Below are 16,459 nucleotides of genomic sequence, written 5' to 3' on the forward strand. Positions count from 1 at the left end.
GTCAGGCCTCGTTCAGTTGGCGGGGGTCGCGGCCGATGGGGTGCGGTTGATTGCGCGCACGGGCCAGTTCGATCTGTTTCTGCCGTTCGCGGGCGCCTTCACGGGTCTTCTCCGGCAGCGAATCCCAGCAATGCGGGCAACTGACGCCAGGGCTGTAGAACTCGGATTGGCGCTCTTCCACGGAGATCGGCGTGCGGCAGGCGTGACACTGATCGTAATCGCCTTCAGACAGGTCATGGCGTACGGTCACGCGATTGTCGAAGACGAAGCAGTCGCCCTGCCACTTGGTCTCTTCCTGCGGCACCTCCTCGAGGTATTTGAGAATGCCGCCCTTGAGGTGATAGACCTCTTCGAAACCCTCGCCGAGCATGTAGCTGGAGGCCTTCTCGCAGCGAATACCGCCGGTGCAGAACATCGCCACCTTCTTGTGCTTGCTCGGGTCGAAGTGCTCGCGGATGTACTCGGGAAATTCGCGGAACGACTTGGTCTTCGGGTCGATGGCGCCCTCGAAGGTGCCGATGGCCACTTCGTAGTCGTTGCGGGTATCGATCAACAGCACTTCAGGGTCGCTGATCAGGGCGTTCCAGTCCTGCGGCTCGACGTAGGTACCGACGCGCTGATTGGGGTCGACGCCAGGTACGCCGAGAGTGACGATTTCTTTCTTCAGTTTGACCTTGGTGCGATAGAACGGCTGCTCATCGCAATAGGATTCCTTGTGGTCGATATCGGCCAGACGGGCATCCAGGCGGAACCAGGCGAGCAGTGCATCGATAGCGGCACGGGTACCGGAAACGGTGCCGTTGATACCCTCCTCGGCGAGCAACAGGGTGCCCTTGATGTCGTTATCGATGAGGGTTTGCAGCAGGGGTTCGCGCAGCGCCTGATAGTCCGGCAGGGAGACGAATTTATACAGCGCCGCGACGACGATCTTGTCGGTCATGAACAGTTCTCTCAGTAGTCACCCACGTAAAGGGCGGACTGGCGGGACATGAAAAACGCCGGCTCAGCAGGCCGGCGCGAAGGGCGATTGTAGCAAAGAGGACAATTGCCGGGGCATGTTGGCGACAGGGCGCGACAGCCTGTCGCGTAGTCCGGATGCAATCCGGGAAATGATCGTTGCCGCGGATTGGGCTACATCAATGACCGCCGCGGCAGGTCGGCGAAGCCGGCGCCACGCCCTGCGCCGCCCACTCCTCCGGGGTGTAGGTGTGCAGCGCCAGCGCGTGGATCTGCCCCATCAGCTCGCCGACCGTCGCATACACCTTCTGATGCCGCTTGACCGCATTCAGGCCGGCAAACGCCGGGCTGACGATCACCGCCTTGTAGTGGGTCTCCAGACCGCGGCTGTGCATATGGCTCTCATCCAGCACATCGAGATACTCGGGTTGCAGCGCGGCCAGGGCGGTGACGATCAGGTCTTGCTTGGACATCTCGGGCTCCATCAGGGCTGTTTCGGCAGGCCGAGCTCGTTGCTCATGTCGGCCAGCAGCTTGTTCACCTCGGGCACGGCGGTTTCCAGCTTGCTCTGGGTGATCTGTGCGGATTGTGCGGTGAGGGTCGGCATCTTCTGCAGCACCTTCTGTCCCAGCGGCGACTCGTAGAAGGCGATCAGGTCCTTGAGCTCCTGCTCGTTGAAGTTGCTGGTGTAGAGCTTGACCATGTCCGGCTTGAGCTTGTCCCAGCCGACGGCTTTGTCCAGCGCGGTGTTGGCCTTGGCCTGATAACTCTCGAGCACTGCCTTCTTGCCGTTCGGGGCCTCGGCGAAACGCTGGGCGAACATCTGCTGCACCTGGCCGTACACCGGCACGGTCAGCTTGTCGGCGTGGGCCAGCTTGAGAAAACGCTCGGCATCGGCGGCGTGACTGGCAGCATCGGCCATGGCCAGGGATGCGCTCGCGCTGAGCAGAACGGCGGTGCAGAGTTTGGAAAAACGGAGCATGGAGAGCGTCCAGAGGTTGTGAATGAGTCTGGGTAGACTACGAAGGCGGCATTTTGTGCCCTGCGCGGAAATCCCTCAAGCGGAGCGCGTTGTGCGCTGGCTCACACCCGTCATGTTGACCGGCGCACCCACTGGTCAGTTGCCAAAATGCCAGTACTTGCTCATGCTCGGGTGGGCTCGGCATTCTTTGCGACCTCCTCATTATTCAACAAGGCGTGCGCACCTCAAGAGCCGGCAATTGATCGCCAGCCCGCGCACACACACGGACGTGCCCGATGACCAGCCTCACCTCACACGCGCCCCTTCCGCTCCAGCCGCTTTGCGACAGCAAAGGTCGACTGCTGGACGAGGCCATTGGTTGGTCCAATCGACCGCAGGTGGACTGTACCCTGCATGGTCACGCCGGGCGGCGCAAGCGCTGGAATCACTGGTGCATCACCACTCCGCAGTGGATGCTCTCGCTGACCCTCGCCGATCTCGATTACCTGGGCTACGGCGCCGCCTACTTTCTCGATCTGGAATCCGGTCAGGCCGTCGCCCATGCCCAGTTCCGCCCCTTCGCTCTGGGCTGCCAACTGCCCGACCTGCCACTGGAGAGTCACTCCTTCAGCCACTCTCGCCTGCAACTGCGCATAGACGAGCACCCCGGACGCCTGCGCCTCACCGCTGCCGCCCCGGATATCGGCGGCCAGCCCCTACAGGTTGCCCTGGACATTCAGCGCCCTGCCCATCTGCAATCGGTCAATCTGGTCGCACCCCTGCAGAATGGCGGCTTTCATGCCACCAGTCGGCAACTCGGCCTGCCCACCGCCGGCAGCCTGCAGTTGGGCGGCCAGCATTACAGCTGCGTGCCGGGCCAGAGCTTCGCCGCACTGGACTTCGGTCGCGGTGTCTGGCCGCTAAACACTTACTGGCAGCGCGCGGCCTTCGCTGCAGCGGGCGGCATCGCCGGTAACTTCGGTGCTGGCTGGCTCGATCACAGCGGCCTGTCGGAAAATTCCCTGTGGTTCGGCGGTGAAGTGCAATTGCTCGACAGCCCCCTGCATATCGAGCGCAGCTCGCAGGCGCCGCTGGCTCCTTGGCGTCTGGACAGTGAAGATGATCGTGTGGCCCTGCGTTTCACCCCCTGCCAACTGCACAAGGCCTGCCCCAAACTCGGCCCCTTCCACGCCAACACCGTACAGCGTTTCGGTCATTACGACGGCGTGCTGCGCGGCCCTAAAGGCGAGCGCGTGCCAGTGGACGGAGCACTGGGCTGGCTGGGTGAAACCCACGCCCGCTGGTAGTCGCTCATTCAACGGCTCCAATCAACCTGATAGATAAGTTGTGGAACCAGTCTCCAGCGGCGCGACCTAAACTGCCAGCAATCTTGCACTTGCCCCGGAGAACGCCATGAGCCGCACCGAAACCGACAGCATCGGTCCCATCGAAGTCCCTAACGACGCCTACTGGGGCGCGCAGACCCAGCGCTCGCTGATCAACTTCGCCATCGGCCAGGAGCGCATGCCGCTGGCCGTGTTGCATGCTTTGGCGCTGATCAAGAAAGCCGCAGCACGGGTCAACAGCCGCAGCGGCGAGCTGCCGGCGGATATCGCCCGGCTGATCGAACAGGCTGCCGATGAAGTGCTCGAAGGCCAGCACGACACGCAATTCCCCCTGGTGGTCTGGCAAACCGGCAGCGGCACGCAGAGCAACATGAACGTCAACGAGGTGATCGCCGGCCGAGCCAACGAACTGGCCGGCGGCCAACGCGGCGGCAAGACCCCGGTGCACCCCAACGACCATGTCAACCGCGCGCAAAGCTCCAACGACTGCTTCCCCACTGCCATGCACATCGCCGCTGTGCAGGGCGTTCGCCACGCCCTGCTGCCGGCTCTGGCCGAACTGCGTGACGGCCTGCAGGAACAGGCGCAGCGCCACGCCAACCTGGTCAAGACCGGGCGCACTCATATGATGGACGCCACCCCCATCACCTTCGGCCAGGAGCTGTCGGCCTTCGTCGCCCAACTCGGCCATGCCGAGGCCGCGATTCGCGCTGCCCTGCCCGCCGTCTGCGAGCTGGCCCAGGGCGGTACTGCCGTCGGCACCGGGCTGAACGCACCAGCCGGTTTCGCCGAAGCCATCGCTGCTGAACTGGCCGCACTCTCCGGCCTGCCGCTGACCAGCGCCCCGAACAAGTTCGCCGCGCTGTCCGGCCACGAGCCGCTGGTGCAGCTCTCCGGCGCGCTGAAGACTCTGGCCGTGGCCCTGATGAAGCTGGCCAACGACCTGCGCCTGCTCGGCTCCGGCCCGCGCGCCGGCTTCGCCGAAGTGCGCCTGCCAGCCAACGAGCCGGGCAGTTCGATCATGCCTGGCAAGGTCAATCCGACCCAGTGCGAAGCGCTGTCGATGCTGGCCTGCCAGGTGCTGGGCAACGACGCGACCATCAGCTTCGCCGCCAGCCAGGGCCACCTGCAGCTCAACGTGTTCAAGCCGGTGATCATCCACAACCTGCTGCAATCGATCCGCCTGCTCGCCGATGGCTGCCGCAACTTCCAGCAGCATTGCATCGCCGACCTGCAGCCGGATGCCGCGCAAATGGCTGCGCACCTGGAAAACGGCCTGATGCTGGTGACAGCGCTCAACCCCCACATCGGCTACGACAAAGCCGCCGAAATCGCCAAGAAGGCCTACGCCGAAGGCAGCACTCTGCGCCAGGCCGCACTGCAGCTCGGCTACCTGAACGAAGAGGAGTTCGACCAATGGGTACGACCGCAGGACATGCTCGGAGCCGGGCGGCATGACTGAAGGCAAGAGTGGCGCCACACCGCTGGAAGGCGATGGCAAACGCATCCTGCTGATTCTCGGCAACCCCAAGAAGGACAGCCTCTGCCACGCCCTGGCCGAGGCCTACAGCCTGGGAGCACGTAGCAAGGGGCACGTGGTGCGCCAGCTCAGACTGGGCGAAATGCAGTTCGACCCAATCCTGCGTGAAGGTTACGAGCAGAGCCAGAATCTGGAGCCGGACCTGCTCGAAGCTCAGCGTCTGATTCACTGGGCCGAGCACCTGGTGTTCGTCTACCCCGTCTGGTGGGGCGGCATTCCTGCGCTGCTAAAGGGTTTCTTCGACCGGGTGTTCCTGCCCGGCTTCGCCTTCAAGTACCGCAACCGCTCGCAACTCTGGGACAAGCTGCTCAGCGGGCGCAGCGCTGACCTGCTGGTGACCATGGACACGCCACGCTGGTATTTCCGCTGGATCTACGGAGCCCCGGCGCATCGGCAGATGGTGCGTACCATCCTCGGTTTCTGCGGGATCAAAACGCGGCGTCTGAGCGAGTTCGCCCCGGTGCGCCCGTCCAGCGAAGAACAACGCCAGAGCTGGCTGCGCAAGGCCGAGACGCTGGGCAGCAAAGCGTAAAATCCACCACACAGGCCCGGTAGACCTGACTCAGAGGCGCGAGCGTTCCTCGCGCCCTCTACCCGCCCACCACAACGCCAGCGGCCCGAGCGTCAGCAACAGGCCCATCAGCGCGAACGCCGCCCACCAGCCGAGCAACTGCTGATCGCCCAAAGCATCCAGAGTCATGCCGAACAGCAACGGACCGAGGAACGCGCCGGTAAAGCCGGTACAGGAATACAGCGCCATCGCCGCGCCACGGTGGCTGGCCGGGGCGACGCTGACCAGTCCGGCGGTCAACGAAGCCGAGTCGGCGGTGACGGTCACTGCGTAGATCAGAATCAGCCCCAGCATCGCCCAGAACGGCAGCGCCGCGCCCAGGCCGACCACGGCGGCCAGCAGCGCGGAGCTGAGCATCACACCGATCAGCCAGCGCTGACGCCCGAAACGCAGCGCCAGTTCGTTGCCGAGGATGCTCGACGGCATGCCGATGAGCGTCGCCAGCATCGCCACCCAGGTGCCCGACAGCCAGGGATCGACGCCCTGCAGATGTCCGGAGAACACCACGAAGGCCACCAGCCAGGCGCGCAGGGCGAACAGCTCCAGGTTGTGCATCGCATAGGCCAGGCAGTAAGCCAGCACCGCGCGATTTCTCAGCGGCGCCAGATCCAGCAGATTGCGCGGCGCGTGTGCCTCTACCGCTTTCGGCGCCAGCCCCCAGTACACCAACGCCCAGGCCAGCAACGCACAGGCACCACTGAGCAACGCCGGCAGTTGCCAGCCGCCGAGCTTGGCCAGCTCGCCAGACAGCGTGAACGACAGCGCCGTGCCCAATCCGAAGCTGGCGGTGTAGAAGGCGATGGCACGCGACTGCGAGGCACCGTCGATACGTTCCGACAGGGCTTTGAGCCCCGGCATGTAGGTGCCCGCTAGACCAATACCGGCGAGCACGCGCCAGAGCAATGCGGACCAGAAACCATCGGCGAAAACGAAACCCGCGCTGGCCACGGCCGTCAGCAACATGGCCGCCAGGTAGATAAGCCGGGCGTCGTGCCGATCGGTCAGGCCGGTGAGCACAGGCACGGCGAGCATGTAACCAAGAAAGAAGCCGCCGCCGATCCAGCCGGCCTCGGTATTACTCAAACCCCAGAGTGCCTGGAATTGCGGTAGCAGCGCGGCGAACAGGGCGAAACCGGCCATGCCGAGGGTTTCGGCCGTACACAGCAACAGGGTAATGCGGCGGGCGTTCATGCAACCTCTCTGCTGGCGGCGAACACGTTGGAAGGCCCAGCACTGTAACGGCAAGCCCGGCCAATCTGAAATCTTTGGTTACAGATAGCGGCCTGGACTCACAACACCAGGCCATCGCTTGCCAGCGTCACGCCTGGCGGTAAGGCGTCGGGATGCTCCAGCAGCCAGGCATCGAAGCTGTGGCCGATATGGGTCAGCACTGCCTGTGTCGGTTGCAGGCGCTCGACGACCTCCAGCGCACGGGTCAGATCGTTGTGGTTACGCGGTGCGACGGGTTGCGGCGCGGTGGAGCAATCGAGCACCAGCAGATCCAGTGGCGCGCGCTGCAGCTCGGCGCAACTCGCTTCCGGCACGCCGACGGTATCGGTGAGGTAGGCGATGCGCCTGTCCTGCCCCTTTAGTAGGTAGCCGAAGGTCGGCTTGGAGTGGGTCAGCGGTAGTGCGGTAACGCTCAGCTCACCCAGTTGGCGACGCTCGAAAGCGGCGAATGGCTGGCTGAAGTCGAGAATGCCCGGATGCTTGTACAGATCGGCCAAGCCCTCCGGGTCGTCCGGGCCATGCACGGGGATGATCAGCCCCTGCCCCCAGCGTAGGTGCAGCAGGCCCTGGGCGTGATCGGCATGGTAGTGGGTCTGCAGGATGCCGCTGAGGCTGTGTGGCGCAAAGCGCTCGGTAAGATCGGTGAGGCCACTGTCGATCAACCAGCGCTGTGCCCCACATTCGATCAGCGCGCAACAGGGGCCACGGCGACGCGCCGGATAGACACGGGACGCATCGCAGGCCGGGCAACTGCAGTTATAGACCGGCACCTGGCGGGCATCACCGGTGCCGAGCAGGGTCAGGCGCATCGGAGGGTCTCGTCGAGCAGGTGCAGCAGGCAATTCACGGTCTGTTGCAGTGGGCCGGAGTTGTCCAGAACGCAAATGTGCTCCTGCGCAACAGTCGCCGCTGAAGCGCCTCCCACAACAGCGAAACTGCGACTGCGAGCGAGGCGCTGCTCGATCTGCTCCGGCGTCTCGCGACCGCGGGCCAACAGACGCTGACGCAGCACCGCTTCGTCGACCTGCAGGAGAATCGCCAGCAGATCCGGGTAGCGTTGCCGCGCTGTGTCGAGATGACCGCGCGAACCGTTGATCAGCACATCCTGCCCGGCGTTCAACCAGTCATCGACCTCGCGCGGGATGCCGTAGGCCAGACCATTGGCGCGCCAGCTCAGGGCGAAGGCGCCCTCGCCCTCCAGGCGCTCGAATTCGGCCGGGGTCACCCCCAGCGCATCCTCCCCCACCGATTCGGCGCTGCGGGTGATCACCCGCCGGGCGAAACGGCAGCCGTGCGCCTCCAGCGGCGCACGTGCGGCTTGTAACAGGCTGTCCTTGCCCGAGCCCGAGGGCCCCATCAGATAGATCAACCTGCCCTGCATCAGAACACCCTTCGTGCTTGGCGCCACACCTGCTGGATCACCGGCTGCTGACCATGGGCCCTGGCCTGGACCAGGTCGGCGCGCAGGCCGACGCGAATCTCGCCGCGATCGTCCATCCCCGCCGCCCTGGCCGGTGCGCGGCTCACGGTGGCGATGGCCGCAGGCAAATCATAGTCGTTGTCCTGCCCGGCGAGCAGCCAGGCCGCATGCAGCAGGCTGGCCGGGTAGTAGTCGCTGGAAAGGATATCCAGCACGCCGTGGCGCGCCAGCTCGGCGGCGGCGATATTGCCCGAATGCGAGCCGCCACGCACCACGTTCGGAGCGCCCATCAGCACCTTCAGCCCCAGCTCGTGGCTGGCCCTGGCTGCCTCGAGGGTGGTGGGGAACTCGGCGATGGCCATACCGAAGCCGGCAGACTCCTGTACGTGGGCCAGGGTCGCGTCGTCGTGGCTGGCCACCGAGATGCCCCGGCTGTGGCAATCCTCGACTATGGCGCGACGCTGGCGGTCGCTGTACTGGCGCGAGTTGGCGATCTGTTCCTGGAGAAACTCCTCCATCTCCGCCGGGCTCAGGTGGTACTTGCCCATGTAGTACTCGCGGTACTTCTCCACCTTGGCGAACTGGCGCTGGCCGGGCGAGTGATCCATCACCGACACCAGCGCCACCAGCGGGTGCTCCACCAGGTCGCGGTAGATCGTCAGCGCATCGGGATGGCACAGCTCGCAGCGCAGGTGCAGGCGGTGCTCTGCGCGAGTCTGCCCGGCTGCCTCGCTGGAGGCGATGGCTTCGATCATCGCCGGCAATTGCTGCATGCGCCGGCCACGCGGGTTGATGTCGCCGATGGACAGCGCATCGAACACCGTGGTGATGCCAGCGGCGACGATCTGCGCATCGTGGGTCAGCACCGCCGAGGTCGACGGCCAGTCAACCCCGGGGCGCGGGCTCATGTGTTTTTCCAGGTTGTCGGTGTGCAGCTCCACCAGCCCCGGTAGCAGGTAATCGCCGCCCAGATTCTGGGCTTGCGGCAGGCGGCTGGCGCCCTCATCCACGGCGGCGATCAGCCCGTCACGCAGTAGCAGGGTGCCGAGGAACTCGCGCTCGGCAGTGACGATACGGGCGTTGTTGAGAATCTGTTCAGACGACATAGACGTACTCCGGTTGCGCCGCGGCGGCGCTCATGTCGAGGTAACGGTCGGCCACCGCCTCGCGGGCGATGCGGTCGTGGAAGATGCCGATCAGCGCGCTGCCCGCGGCCTTGGCCTCATTGATCAGCGCCAACACCACCTGGCGGTTGGCGTCATCCAGCGAGGCTGTGGGTTCGTCGAGCAGCAGCACCGGCCACTCGACCATGAAGCCGCGGGCAATATTGACGCGCTGCTGCTCGCCGCCGGAAAAGGTGCCCGGCGCCAGTTGCCAGAGCGCCTCAGGAACATTCAGCCGGCCTAGCAGCGCCTTGGCCCGCGCCTCGGCATCGCTACGCGTCCAGCCACGCGACAGCGCCGGTTCCATCACCACGTCCAGGGTCGACACGCGCGGGATGACCCGTAGGAACTGGCTGACGTAACCCAGACTCTGCCGACGCACCGCCAGCACCTGGCGCGGCTCGGCGCCGACCAGGTCAACTGGCTCGCCCTGGTGACGGATGCGGATGCTGCCGCCGGCCGCCAGGTAGTTGCCGTACAGAGTGCGCAGCAGGGTCGACTTGCCGGCGCCGGACTGGCCGTGCAGCACCAGGCACTCGCCGCCGCGCACGGCGAAATTCAGGTCACGCAGCACCTGCAGGACGACGCCGTTCTGCTGGTGCAGGGTGAAGGTCTTGCTGAGGCCGCTGACCTCGATCGGGTTGTTCATACACACCTCGAATACAGTAGGCACGATCTGCCCCCTCTCCCATTTATTGGGGGCACGCCGAGTGGAGAGGGCTGGGGAGAGGGTGGTACAGGCGACTCGATGCAAGCGAAGCCCCTCTCCCCCGGCCCCTCTCCCGCAAGCGGGAGAGGGGAGACAAGCGCTCATCAGGGTTGCAAGACGGACGAAACCAGCAGCTGCGAATACGGATGCTGCGGGTCGTCGAGAATCTGGTCGGTCAGCCCCGCCTCAACCACGCGCGAGCGGCGCATCACCATCAGCCGGTCGGCCAGCAGCCGCGCCACCGCCAGGTCGTGGGTGACGATCACCACCGCCAGGTCCAGCTCGCGCACCAGGCCGCGCAGCAGGTCGAGCAGGCGCGCCTGCACCGAGACGTCCAACCCGCCGGTCGGCTCGTCCATGAACACCAGACGCGGCGCCGAGACCAGGTTGCGGGCGATCTGCAGGCGCTGCTGCATGCCGCCGGAGAAGGTGCGCGGCAGGTCATCGATACGCGCCGGGTCGATCTCCACCTGGCTCAGCCAGTCGAGCCCGGCGGCGCGCAGCTCGCCGTAGTGACGCACGCCCTGGGCCATCAGCCGCTCGCCGATATTGGCGCCGGCTGATACCGCCATGCGCAGGCCGTCGCGAGGGTTCTGCTCGACGAAGCCCCATTCGGTGCGCAGCAGCGTGCGCCGCTCGGCCTCGCTGACGCTGTACAGGTCGAGCCACTGGCCGTCGCGGCCGCGATAACTGACCGCGCCGCGATCCGGCGGGCAACGCCCGGAGAGCAGGCTGAGCAAGGTGGACTTGCCCGAGCCGGACTCGCCGACGATGCCCAGCACTTCACCGGGATAGAGGTCGAAACTCACGCCCTGGCAGCCCTTGTCCGGGCCGTACAGGCGGGTCAGATCACGCACCGAGAACAGTGGCTCAGCCGCTGCCACGGCAGGTTGCAGACGTTCGGCGGCGCTCATTGCAGGTTCTCCTCGGTGCGCTGACGGCAGTAGTCGGTGTCGGAGCAGACGAAGCGCTTGCTGCCGGCGTCATCGACGATCAGCTCGTCAAGGAAGGAATCGCTGCTGCCACAGAACGCGCAGCACTCGTCCCAGCGCTGCACGGCGAAGGGGTGATCCTCGAAGTCCAGGCTGACCACCCGGGTAAAGGGCGGCACCGCATACAGGCGCTTCTCGCGGCCGGCACCGAACAGCATCAGCGCCGGGCTCATGTCCAGTTTGGGGTTGTCGAATTTGGGAATCGGCGACGGGTCCATCACGTAGCGCTCATCCACCGTCACCGGGTAGGCGTAGGCGGTGGCGATATGGCCGAAGGTGGCGATGTCCTCGTACAGCTTCACGTGCATCACGCCGTAGTCCTCCAGCGCATGCATGGTGCGCGTCTCGCTCTCGGACGGTTCGATAAAACGCAGCGGCTCGGGAATCGGCACCTGATAGACCATGATCTGCCCGGCCGACAGCGGTGTTTCCGGAATACGGTGGCGGGTCTGGATCACGCTGGCCTCAAGCGTGCGCTCGGTGGTGGCGACACCTGCGGTACGGGCGAAGAAGCGGCGAATCGACACCGCATTGGTGGTGTCGTCGGCACCCTGGTCGATCACCTTGAGCACATCGTCTGCACCGAGAATGGCGGCAGTCAGCTGCATGCCGCCGGTGCCCCAGCCATAGGGAAGCGGCATTTCTCGACCGCCGAAGGGCACCTGATAGCCAGGGATCGCTACCGCCTTGAGCAAGCCACGGCGGATCATGCGTTTGGTCTGCTCATCCAGATAGGCGAAGTTGTAGGCCGACGCCTCGCGGGCGCCGCTTGCGGTGAAAGCGTTCATCAGCGGTTCTCCTCTGCCGGCGCCTGGCGGCGCAGCTTGCGGATCAGTTCCAGTTCGGCCTGGAAGTCGACGTAGTGCGGCAACTTGAGGTGCGAGACGAAGCCGGCGGCTTCGACGTTGTCGCAGTGCATCAGCACGAACTCCTCTTCCTGCGCCGGGCCCTGTACCTCCTCGCCGTACTCGGCGGCGCGCAGCGCGCGGTCTACCAGCGCCATGCCCATGGCCTTGCGCTCGGCGTAACCGAAGGCCAAGCCATAGCCGCGGGTAAACTGCGCCTGCTCGGCGCTGTCACCGACGAACTGGTTGACCATCTCGCACTCGGTGATCTCGATGTCGCCCAGCGGCACGGCGAAGCCCAGTTCGGCGGGCGTCATCCACACCTCGACATCGCCGATGCGGATCTCCCCGGCGAAGGGGTGATTACGCCCGTAGCCGCGCTGGGTCGAGTAGCCGAGCGCCAGGAGGAAGCCTTCATCACCACGGGCCAGCGCCTGCAGGCGCTCGGCGCGGCTCGCGGGAAAAGCCAGCGGCTTGCGGGTGATGTCCGGCACCGGTGCGCCGTCGTCCTGCTCGCGGGCCATCAGCCCCTCCTCGGCGAGAAAATCCAGCACCCGAGGACCGGGCTTGGGCTCGTCTGCGAGCGCGGTTTCCGGCGCCGGATACTCGCCCTCGGCCAGCAAGGTGAAATCCAGCAGACGGTGGGTGTAATCGAACGTAGGGCCGAGCAACTGACCACCGGGCAGATCCTTGAAGGTCGCGGAGATACGCCGCTCCAGCTGCATCTGCGTGGTGTCCAGCGGCTCGCTGGCACCGAAACGTGGCAGCGTGGTGCGGTAGGCGCGCAAGAGGAAGATGGCCTCCATCAGATCACCGGCCGCCTGCTTGATCGCCAGTGCGGCCAGCTCCTCGTCGTACAGCGAGCCTTCGCTCATGACCCGAGCCACGGCCAGCGGCAGTTGCTGGCGGATCTGTTCAACGCCCAGTTCAGCGATCGTGGTATCGCCACGCCGACGGCTGGCCAGCAGTTGATGGGCATTGTCGATGGCGCGTTCGCCACCCTTGACGGCGACATACATCAGGCAGCCTCCTCGGTTTCGATCAGCACGCGGGTGCTGCGCGGCAGGCCAATGACTTCGCCGGCAGCGGCAAAGAAGCAATCCAGGCCACGGGGAAAGGCGCTGCGCGCCTGACGCTGCTGCCAGAACGAGGCCGGCAGCGGCAGGTTGACGCCGCGCACGTCCTTGATGCCCGGCCCGCGCCAGCGCAGAGGGACACCGGCGCGCAGATCGTCGAGCTGGATCAGCAGCGTGCAGGACTGGTCCGGGTAGCGTTCGCTGCCATTGTCGAAGTCCGACAGATCGCTCAACTCGCCCTCATCAAGCAGGGCGAACAAAGCGATCTCACGCTCGGCGACAATCGGGCAGCCGCAGTGGAACGCCAGGTTGGCGCGAATCAGCGGCGTGTCGAAACGCGGCGCCAGCCACAGAGGCGTATCGCTGTCGAGGAAGGCCAGACACAAGCCATAGGTAGCCGGGGCCAGATCGCCCAGGGCATGGGCACGGTCCATGGCGCGTGGCAGCCCCGGTTCGGCCAGGGCTCCGAGGGCGGCGCGGAAGCTGACCTGGGCGTCCAGCACCGGGTCGTCAAAAGCCGGTTGCAGCCAGTGCGAGCTGTGCGGCGTAGTCATCAGTCCTCTCCTCTGACCAGGGTGAAAAATTCCACCTGAGTGGTGGCGGTACGGGCGGCCCGGTTCAGGCGCTGTTCGCGCTGCTCGCGGGCCAGGGGTTCGATCAGGTCATCCAACCAGCGCGCCTGGTCGTTGCCCTGCAGGTGCGCGTCGGCCAGGGCGGCCAGCTCGGCGCGGCGCTTGTCACGGCCTGCCAGATAGCTGTAACCGGTTCGGCCGTCGGCAAGACGCACTACACAGCGGGTCACGGTCATCTCGCCGAGGTTGAAGGCGCTACCGGTGCCGCCCATGCGCCCGCGCACCAGGGTCATGCCCACCTCGGGGGAGCGGATCAGTTGGTAGGCGCTGTCTTTCAGCGCCGCCTCATGGCTATCGAGAGCGCTGCCGGCGCGGGCCAGGACGCCCATCCAGCGCTGACGCGCGGCGATGTTCGGATCGGTTTCGTTCATGCGGGTCTCCATCAGGTCGCTACCTGGTACTGGAAGCGGTCGGCGCGGCTGCTGGACTGCGCCAGCTCCACCGCCCGGCCAGCGGGATCGCGGGACAAAGTGAGTACGCTGAGCAGCGGCGCATGGCGCGGCATCAGCAGGTGCGCAGCCTCCTCGCGACTGGGTAGGCGCGCGCCGATCAGGCTGAAGGTGCGTGTCAGCGGCAGATCGCGCTCGGCCAGGTACTGGCGCAGCGAGCCGCCCTGATAGTCAGCCAGCAGCGGCGCCAGGCTGATGCAGAAGCGATGACGAATCAGACTCAGCGGCTGGCCGTCGAGCAGGCGCAGGGTGACCAGCTCGAGCAGTTCGCTGCCATCGGGCAGTTGCAGGTGGCGGCACTCCTCGTTGCTGCCGCTGCGACGCAGACGTTCGATCAGTTGCGCCTCGACGCGGTGACCAAGCGCAGACAGCGACTGGCTGAACGCACTACCCGCCTCTACCGGATACACCAGCGGCTTGGCCAGCACCTGTGTGCCCTTACCCTGGCGGCGCAGCAAGCGGCCTTCGAGCACCAGCTCGTCGACAGCGCGGCGCAGGGTGTGACGGTTGACGGAAAAGCGCGCGGCCAGTTGCATCTCGCCTGGCAGGTAATCGCCCGGGCTCATGTGCTGCACGTCTTCGCGCAGCACGGCGGCCAGCTCGCGGTACAGCGGTTCGCTTTGTCTAGACAAGTTCATCGTTTGAAAAGGGCGCACGCAGGCGCCCTCCCTCTCCTTCAGATAAAGAGCTTGCGCAGGCGTTGGGACAGGATGTCGATGGCGCTCACCACCAGGATGATCACGATCAGCAGCGCGCAGGTCTGGGCGAACTGGAAGCCGCGTATGGCCTCCCAGAGGATCACGCCGATGCCGCCGGCGCCGACCATGCCGACCACCGTGGCCGAACGCACGTTGGACTCGAAGCGGTACAGCGAGTAGGAAATCCACAGCGGCAGCACTTGCGGGATGACACCGAAGATGACCTCCTGCAGGGCACTGGCGCCGGTGGCACACACGCCTTCGACCGGACCTGGATCGATGGCCTCGACCGCCTCGGCGAACAATTTGGCCAGCACCCCGGTGGTGCTGATGAACAACGCCAGCACGCCGGCGAAGGGGCCGAGGCCTACCGCGACGACGAAGAGCATGGCGAAGACCATTTCGTTGATCGAACGGCAGGCATCCATCACCCGGCGTACCGGCTGGTACACCCACCAGGGCACGATGTTCTCGGAACAGAGAATGCCCAGCGGAATGGCGCAGACGATGGCCAGCACCGTGCCCCAAAGAGCGATCTGAACGGTGACGACCATCTCCTTGAGGTAATGCTGCCAATTGCTGAAATCCGGCGGGAAGAAGTCGGCGGCGAAGGTGGCCATGTTGCCGGCATCGCGCACCAGCGCCAGCGGGTTCATTTCCGCACCCTGCCAGGACCAGGCGAGTACGGCGAAGAACAGGCCCCAGCCGATCAATTGCAGCCAGCTGCGCTTGCCCTCGGCGACCGGGGTGGCGGTGGTCAGTGTGGTCATGGGTAACTCTCGTTCCTGTGGGAGGCGCTTCAGCGGCGAGCTTTTCATGAACCGCCCCACTTTCGCGGGGCGGCTCCGAGGCTCAGCCGGCGCTGGCGCCGTTTTGCTTCTCACGCTCGGCCATGCGCTGCTCCAGCTTGGCCAGCTCGGCGTCCAGCGCCTTGAGTTGCGCCTGCTTGTCGGCGTCCTTGAGTGCGGCGTTGTTGGCCACTTCGCTGCGCTTCTTGAACAGTTCGAGCTGACGAATCGGCAGCAATTGATCGTTGTCCGACGGCTTGAACTGGCCCCACTGCAGGCCTTCGAGCACCTTCTTCTCTTCCGGCTTGGCGCCGTAGGTCATGAAGAAGTTGCGCAGCTTGTCGCGGGTTTCCTGCGGCAGGTTCTTGCGCCAGACGATGGGGTCGGAAGGGATCAGCGGCGAAGTCCAGATCACCTTGAGCTGCGCCGCCTTGTCCGGCGCGGTCACTTCCAGGCGTTCCATGCCTTCGCTGTTGAAGGTGCCGACATCGACCTGCTTGTTGGCCACCGACAGCGCGTTGACCTCATGGCTGCCATTGAGCGAGCGCTTGAATACCTTGCCGGCGTCGACGTTGTTCTGGGCGAACACGTAATAGCCCGGTACCAGGTAGCCGGAGGTGGAGTTGGGGTCGCCGTTGGCGAAGGTCAGGCTCGAAGCGTTCTTGAGCATGTCCTCGACCGAGTTGATCGAGCTGTCCTTGTGCGCCACCAGCAGGCTGTAGTAACCCTGCGCGCCGTTGGCCGCCACGGTCTGGGCGAAGATCTCACCGCCGGCGCGATCAACCGCCTCCATCGCCGACTTGTTGCCATACCAGGCCACGTCGACCTTGTCGAAGCGCATGCCCTGGATGATCCCGGCGTAGTCAGGGGCGAAGAAGGCGTTGATCTTCACCCCGGTCTGCTTGCTCATGTCAGCCAGGAACGGATCCCACATGGCCTTGAGGTTCTGCGAAGACTCGGTGGAAATGATGCCGAAGTTGAGTTCCTCGGCGGCCTGGACCGAGCCCAGCAGGGAACCGGTGACGAGCGCGGAAGCAGCCAGCACCTGGCCGATGCGTTTGAACATGGAGCACACTCCTGTT

At 65.3% G+C, this 16,459-nt stretch carries 18 protein-coding genes and 1 pseudogene; 3 read left to right on the forward strand and 16 right to left on the reverse strand.

Annotated features, from left to right (window positions below; translation table 11 throughout):
- Position 1: 1 nt before the first annotated feature.
- The 3 genes from AAEQ75_RS21495 to AAEQ75_RS21505 all read right to left on the reverse strand — a co-directional run bounded on the left by AAEQ75_RS21495 (position 2) and on the right by AAEQ75_RS21505 (position 1,939).
- The gene (locus AAEQ75_RS21495) at positions 2–940 is read right to left on the reverse strand and encodes a rhodanese-related sulfurtransferase (RefSeq protein WP_179576193.1); all 939 of its coding nucleotides are present in this window, start codon (positions 938–940) and stop codon (positions 2–4) included.
- Between the two features lie 196 nt (positions 941–1,136).
- Complete coding sequence (locus AAEQ75_RS21500) at positions 1,137–1,430, reverse strand: BolA family protein (RefSeq protein ID WP_075746680.1); 294 nt, start codon at positions 1,428–1,430, stop codon at positions 1,137–1,139.
- 11 nt (positions 1,431–1,441) lie between these two features.
- The gene (locus tag AAEQ75_RS21505; RefSeq protein WP_017677514.1) at positions 1,442–1,939 is read right to left on the reverse strand and encodes a DUF2059 domain-containing protein; all 498 of its coding nucleotides are present in this window, start codon (positions 1,937–1,939) and stop codon (positions 1,442–1,444) included.
- A gap of 275 nt (positions 1,940–2,214) precedes the next feature.
- Here AAEQ75_RS21505 and AAEQ75_RS21510 point away from each other — a divergent pair, with 275 nt between their 5' ends.
- The 3 genes from AAEQ75_RS21510 (at position 2,215) to AAEQ75_RS21520 (ending at position 5,336) form a co-directional block, all read left to right on the forward strand.
- On the forward strand, positions 2,215–3,225 hold the full coding sequence (locus AAEQ75_RS21510; RefSeq protein ID WP_343350429.1) for a DUF2804 domain-containing protein: 1,011 nt from the start codon (positions 2,215–2,217) through the stop codon (positions 3,223–3,225).
- Positions 3,226–3,331: 106 nt separating this feature from the next.
- Positions 3,332–4,726: a class II fumarate hydratase gene (locus tag AAEQ75_RS21515; RefSeq protein ID WP_343350430.1), complete on the forward strand. Its 1,395-nt coding sequence runs from the start codon at positions 3,332–3,334 to the stop codon at positions 4,724–4,726.
- The gene (locus AAEQ75_RS21520; RefSeq protein ID WP_099525231.1) at positions 4,719–5,336 is read left to right on the forward strand and encodes an NAD(P)H-dependent oxidoreductase; all 618 of its coding nucleotides are present in this window, start codon (positions 4,719–4,721) and stop codon (positions 5,334–5,336) included. Before AAEQ75_RS21515 ends, AAEQ75_RS21520 begins: the two co-directional genes overlap by 8 nt.
- Positions 5,337–5,366: 30 nt before the next feature.
- Here the strand turns inward: AAEQ75_RS21520 and AAEQ75_RS21525 are convergent, their stop codons facing one another.
- From AAEQ75_RS21525 to phnD, 13 genes and pseudogenes are all read right to left on the reverse strand, one after another.
- Positions 5,367–6,566, reverse strand: a complete 1,200-nt coding sequence (locus tag AAEQ75_RS21525) for an MFS transporter (protein ID WP_343350431.1) — start codon at positions 6,564–6,566, stop codon at positions 5,367–5,369.
- A gap of 98 nt (positions 6,567–6,664) precedes the next feature.
- Positions 6,665–7,414, reverse strand: a complete 750-nt coding sequence (gene phnP / locus AAEQ75_RS21530; RefSeq protein ID WP_343350432.1) for a phosphonate metabolism protein PhnP — start codon at positions 7,412–7,414, stop codon at positions 6,665–6,667.
- The gene (phnN, locus tag AAEQ75_RS21535) at positions 7,405–7,986 is read right to left on the reverse strand and encodes a phosphonate metabolism protein/1,5-bisphosphokinase (PRPP-forming) PhnN (protein ID WP_343350433.1); all 582 of its coding nucleotides are present in this window, start codon (positions 7,984–7,986) and stop codon (positions 7,405–7,407) included. The genes phnP and phnN overlap by 10 nt, the downstream gene beginning before the upstream one ends.
- On the reverse strand, positions 7,986–9,131 hold the full coding sequence (locus AAEQ75_RS21540) for an alpha-D-ribose 1-methylphosphonate 5-triphosphate diphosphatase (RefSeq protein WP_343350435.1): 1,146 nt from the start codon (positions 9,129–9,131) through the stop codon (positions 7,986–7,988). The genes phnN and AAEQ75_RS21540 overlap by 1 nt, the downstream gene beginning before the upstream one ends.
- Positions 9,121–9,837, reverse strand: a complete 717-nt coding sequence (gene phnL, locus AAEQ75_RS21545; protein ID WP_343350437.1) for a phosphonate C-P lyase system protein PhnL — start codon at positions 9,835–9,837, stop codon at positions 9,121–9,123. The genes AAEQ75_RS21540 and phnL overlap by 11 nt, the downstream gene beginning before the upstream one ends.
- A 164-nt stretch (positions 9,838–10,001) precedes the next feature.
- Positions 10,002–10,811: a phosphonate C-P lyase system protein PhnK gene (gene phnK / locus AAEQ75_RS21550; RefSeq protein WP_179576184.1), complete on the reverse strand. Its 810-nt coding sequence runs from the start codon at positions 10,809–10,811 to the stop codon at positions 10,002–10,004.
- Positions 10,808–11,673 (reverse strand): annotated as a pseudogene (locus AAEQ75_RS21555) (alpha-D-ribose 1-methylphosphonate 5-phosphate C-P-lyase PhnJ); the annotation flags it as partial. The pseudogene AAEQ75_RS21555 and the gene phnK, both read right to left, overlap by 4 nt.
- A gap of 3 nt (positions 11,674–11,676) precedes the next feature.
- On the reverse strand, positions 11,677–12,753 hold the full coding sequence (locus tag AAEQ75_RS21560; RefSeq protein ID WP_343350439.1) for a carbon-phosphorus lyase complex subunit PhnI: 1,077 nt from the start codon (positions 12,751–12,753) through the stop codon (positions 11,677–11,679).
- Positions 12,753–13,364, reverse strand: coding sequence for a phosphonate C-P lyase system protein PhnH (gene phnH / locus AAEQ75_RS21565; RefSeq protein WP_343350440.1), 612 nt, complete (start codon positions 13,362–13,364; stop codon positions 12,753–12,755). Before phnH ends, AAEQ75_RS21560 begins: the two co-directional genes overlap by 1 nt.
- Positions 13,364–13,813, reverse strand: coding sequence for a phosphonate C-P lyase system protein PhnG (gene phnG, locus AAEQ75_RS21570; protein ID WP_125878750.1), 450 nt, complete (start codon positions 13,811–13,813; stop codon positions 13,364–13,366). Before phnG ends, phnH begins: the two co-directional genes overlap by 1 nt.
- 11 nt (positions 13,814–13,824) lie before the next feature.
- Complete coding sequence (phnF, locus tag AAEQ75_RS21575; protein WP_343350441.1) at positions 13,825–14,547, reverse strand: phosphonate metabolism transcriptional regulator PhnF; 723 nt, start codon at positions 14,545–14,547, stop codon at positions 13,825–13,827.
- A gap of 20 nt (positions 14,548–14,567) precedes the next feature.
- Entirely contained in the window at positions 14,568–15,359 is a 792-nt protein-coding gene (gene phnE, locus AAEQ75_RS21580) for a phosphonate ABC transporter, permease protein PhnE (protein WP_343350442.1), read from the reverse strand.
- A gap of 82 nt (positions 15,360–15,441) precedes the next feature.
- The gene (phnD, locus tag AAEQ75_RS21585) at positions 15,442–16,443 is read right to left on the reverse strand and encodes a phosphonate ABC transporter substrate-binding protein (protein WP_343350444.1); all 1,002 of its coding nucleotides are present in this window, start codon (positions 16,441–16,443) and stop codon (positions 15,442–15,444) included.
- Positions 16,444–16,459: the final 16 nt, after the last annotated feature.

It is taken from the genome of Pseudomonas sediminis, assembly GCF_039555755.1.
Classification (GTDB): domain Bacteria; phylum Pseudomonadota; class Gammaproteobacteria; order Pseudomonadales; family Pseudomonadaceae; genus Aquipseudomonas; species Aquipseudomonas mendocina_D.

Coding starts and splice junctions, on each gene's coding strand:
- phnG (WP_125878750.1), bottom strand. CDS start 13,813: ATGAACGAAACCGATCCGAACATCGCCGCGCGTCAGCGCTGGATGGGC.
- phnK (WP_179576184.1), bottom strand. CDS start 10,811: ATGAGCGCCGCCGAACGTCTGCAACCTGCCGTGGCAGCGGCTGAGCCA.
- phnE (WP_343350442.1), bottom strand. CDS start 15,359: ATGACCACACTGACCACCGCCACCCCGGTCGCCGAGGGCAAGCGCAGC.
- phnN (WP_343350433.1), bottom strand. CDS start 7,986: ATGCAGGGCAGGTTGATCTATCTGATGGGGCCCTCGGGCTCGGGCAAG.
- AAEQ75_RS21500 (WP_075746680.1), bottom strand. CDS start 1,430: ATGTCCAAGCAAGACCTGATCGTCACCGCCCTGGCCGCGCTGCAACCC.
- AAEQ75_RS21505 (WP_017677514.1), bottom strand. CDS start 1,939: ATGCTCCGTTTTTCCAAACTCTGCACCGCCGTTCTGCTCAGCGCGAGC.
- phnL (WP_343350437.1), bottom strand. CDS start 9,837: ATGAACAACCCGATCGAGGTCAGCGGCCTCAGCAAGACCTTCACCCTG.
- AAEQ75_RS21520 (WP_099525231.1), top strand. CDS start 4,719: ATGACTGAAGGCAAGAGTGGCGCCACACCGCTGGAAGGCGATGGCAAA.
- AAEQ75_RS21560 (WP_343350439.1), bottom strand. CDS start 12,753: ATGTATGTCGCCGTCAAGGGTGGCGAACGCGCCATCGACAATGCCCAT.
- phnP (WP_343350432.1), bottom strand. CDS start 7,414: ATGCGCCTGACCCTGCTCGGCACCGGTGATGCCCGCCAGGTGCCGGTC.
- AAEQ75_RS21510 (WP_343350429.1), top strand. CDS start 2,215: ATGACCAGCCTCACCTCACACGCGCCCCTTCCGCTCCAGCCGCTTTGC.
- AAEQ75_RS21495 (WP_179576193.1), bottom strand. CDS start 940: ATGACCGACAAGATCGTCGTCGCGGCGCTGTATAAATTCGTCTCCCTG.
- phnH (WP_343350440.1), bottom strand. CDS start 13,364: ATGACTACGCCGCACAGCTCGCACTGGCTGCAACCGGCTTTTGACGAC.
- phnD (WP_343350444.1), bottom strand. CDS start 16,443: ATGTTCAAACGCATCGGCCAGGTGCTGGCTGCTTCCGCGCTCGTCACC.
- AAEQ75_RS21525 (WP_343350431.1), bottom strand. CDS start 6,566: ATGAACGCCCGCCGCATTACCCTGTTGCTGTGTACGGCCGAAACCCTC.
- AAEQ75_RS21515 (WP_343350430.1), top strand. CDS start 3,332: ATGAGCCGCACCGAAACCGACAGCATCGGTCCCATCGAAGTCCCTAAC.
- AAEQ75_RS21540 (WP_343350435.1), bottom strand. CDS start 9,131: ATGTCGTCTGAACAGATTCTCAACAACGCCCGTATCGTCACTGCCGAG.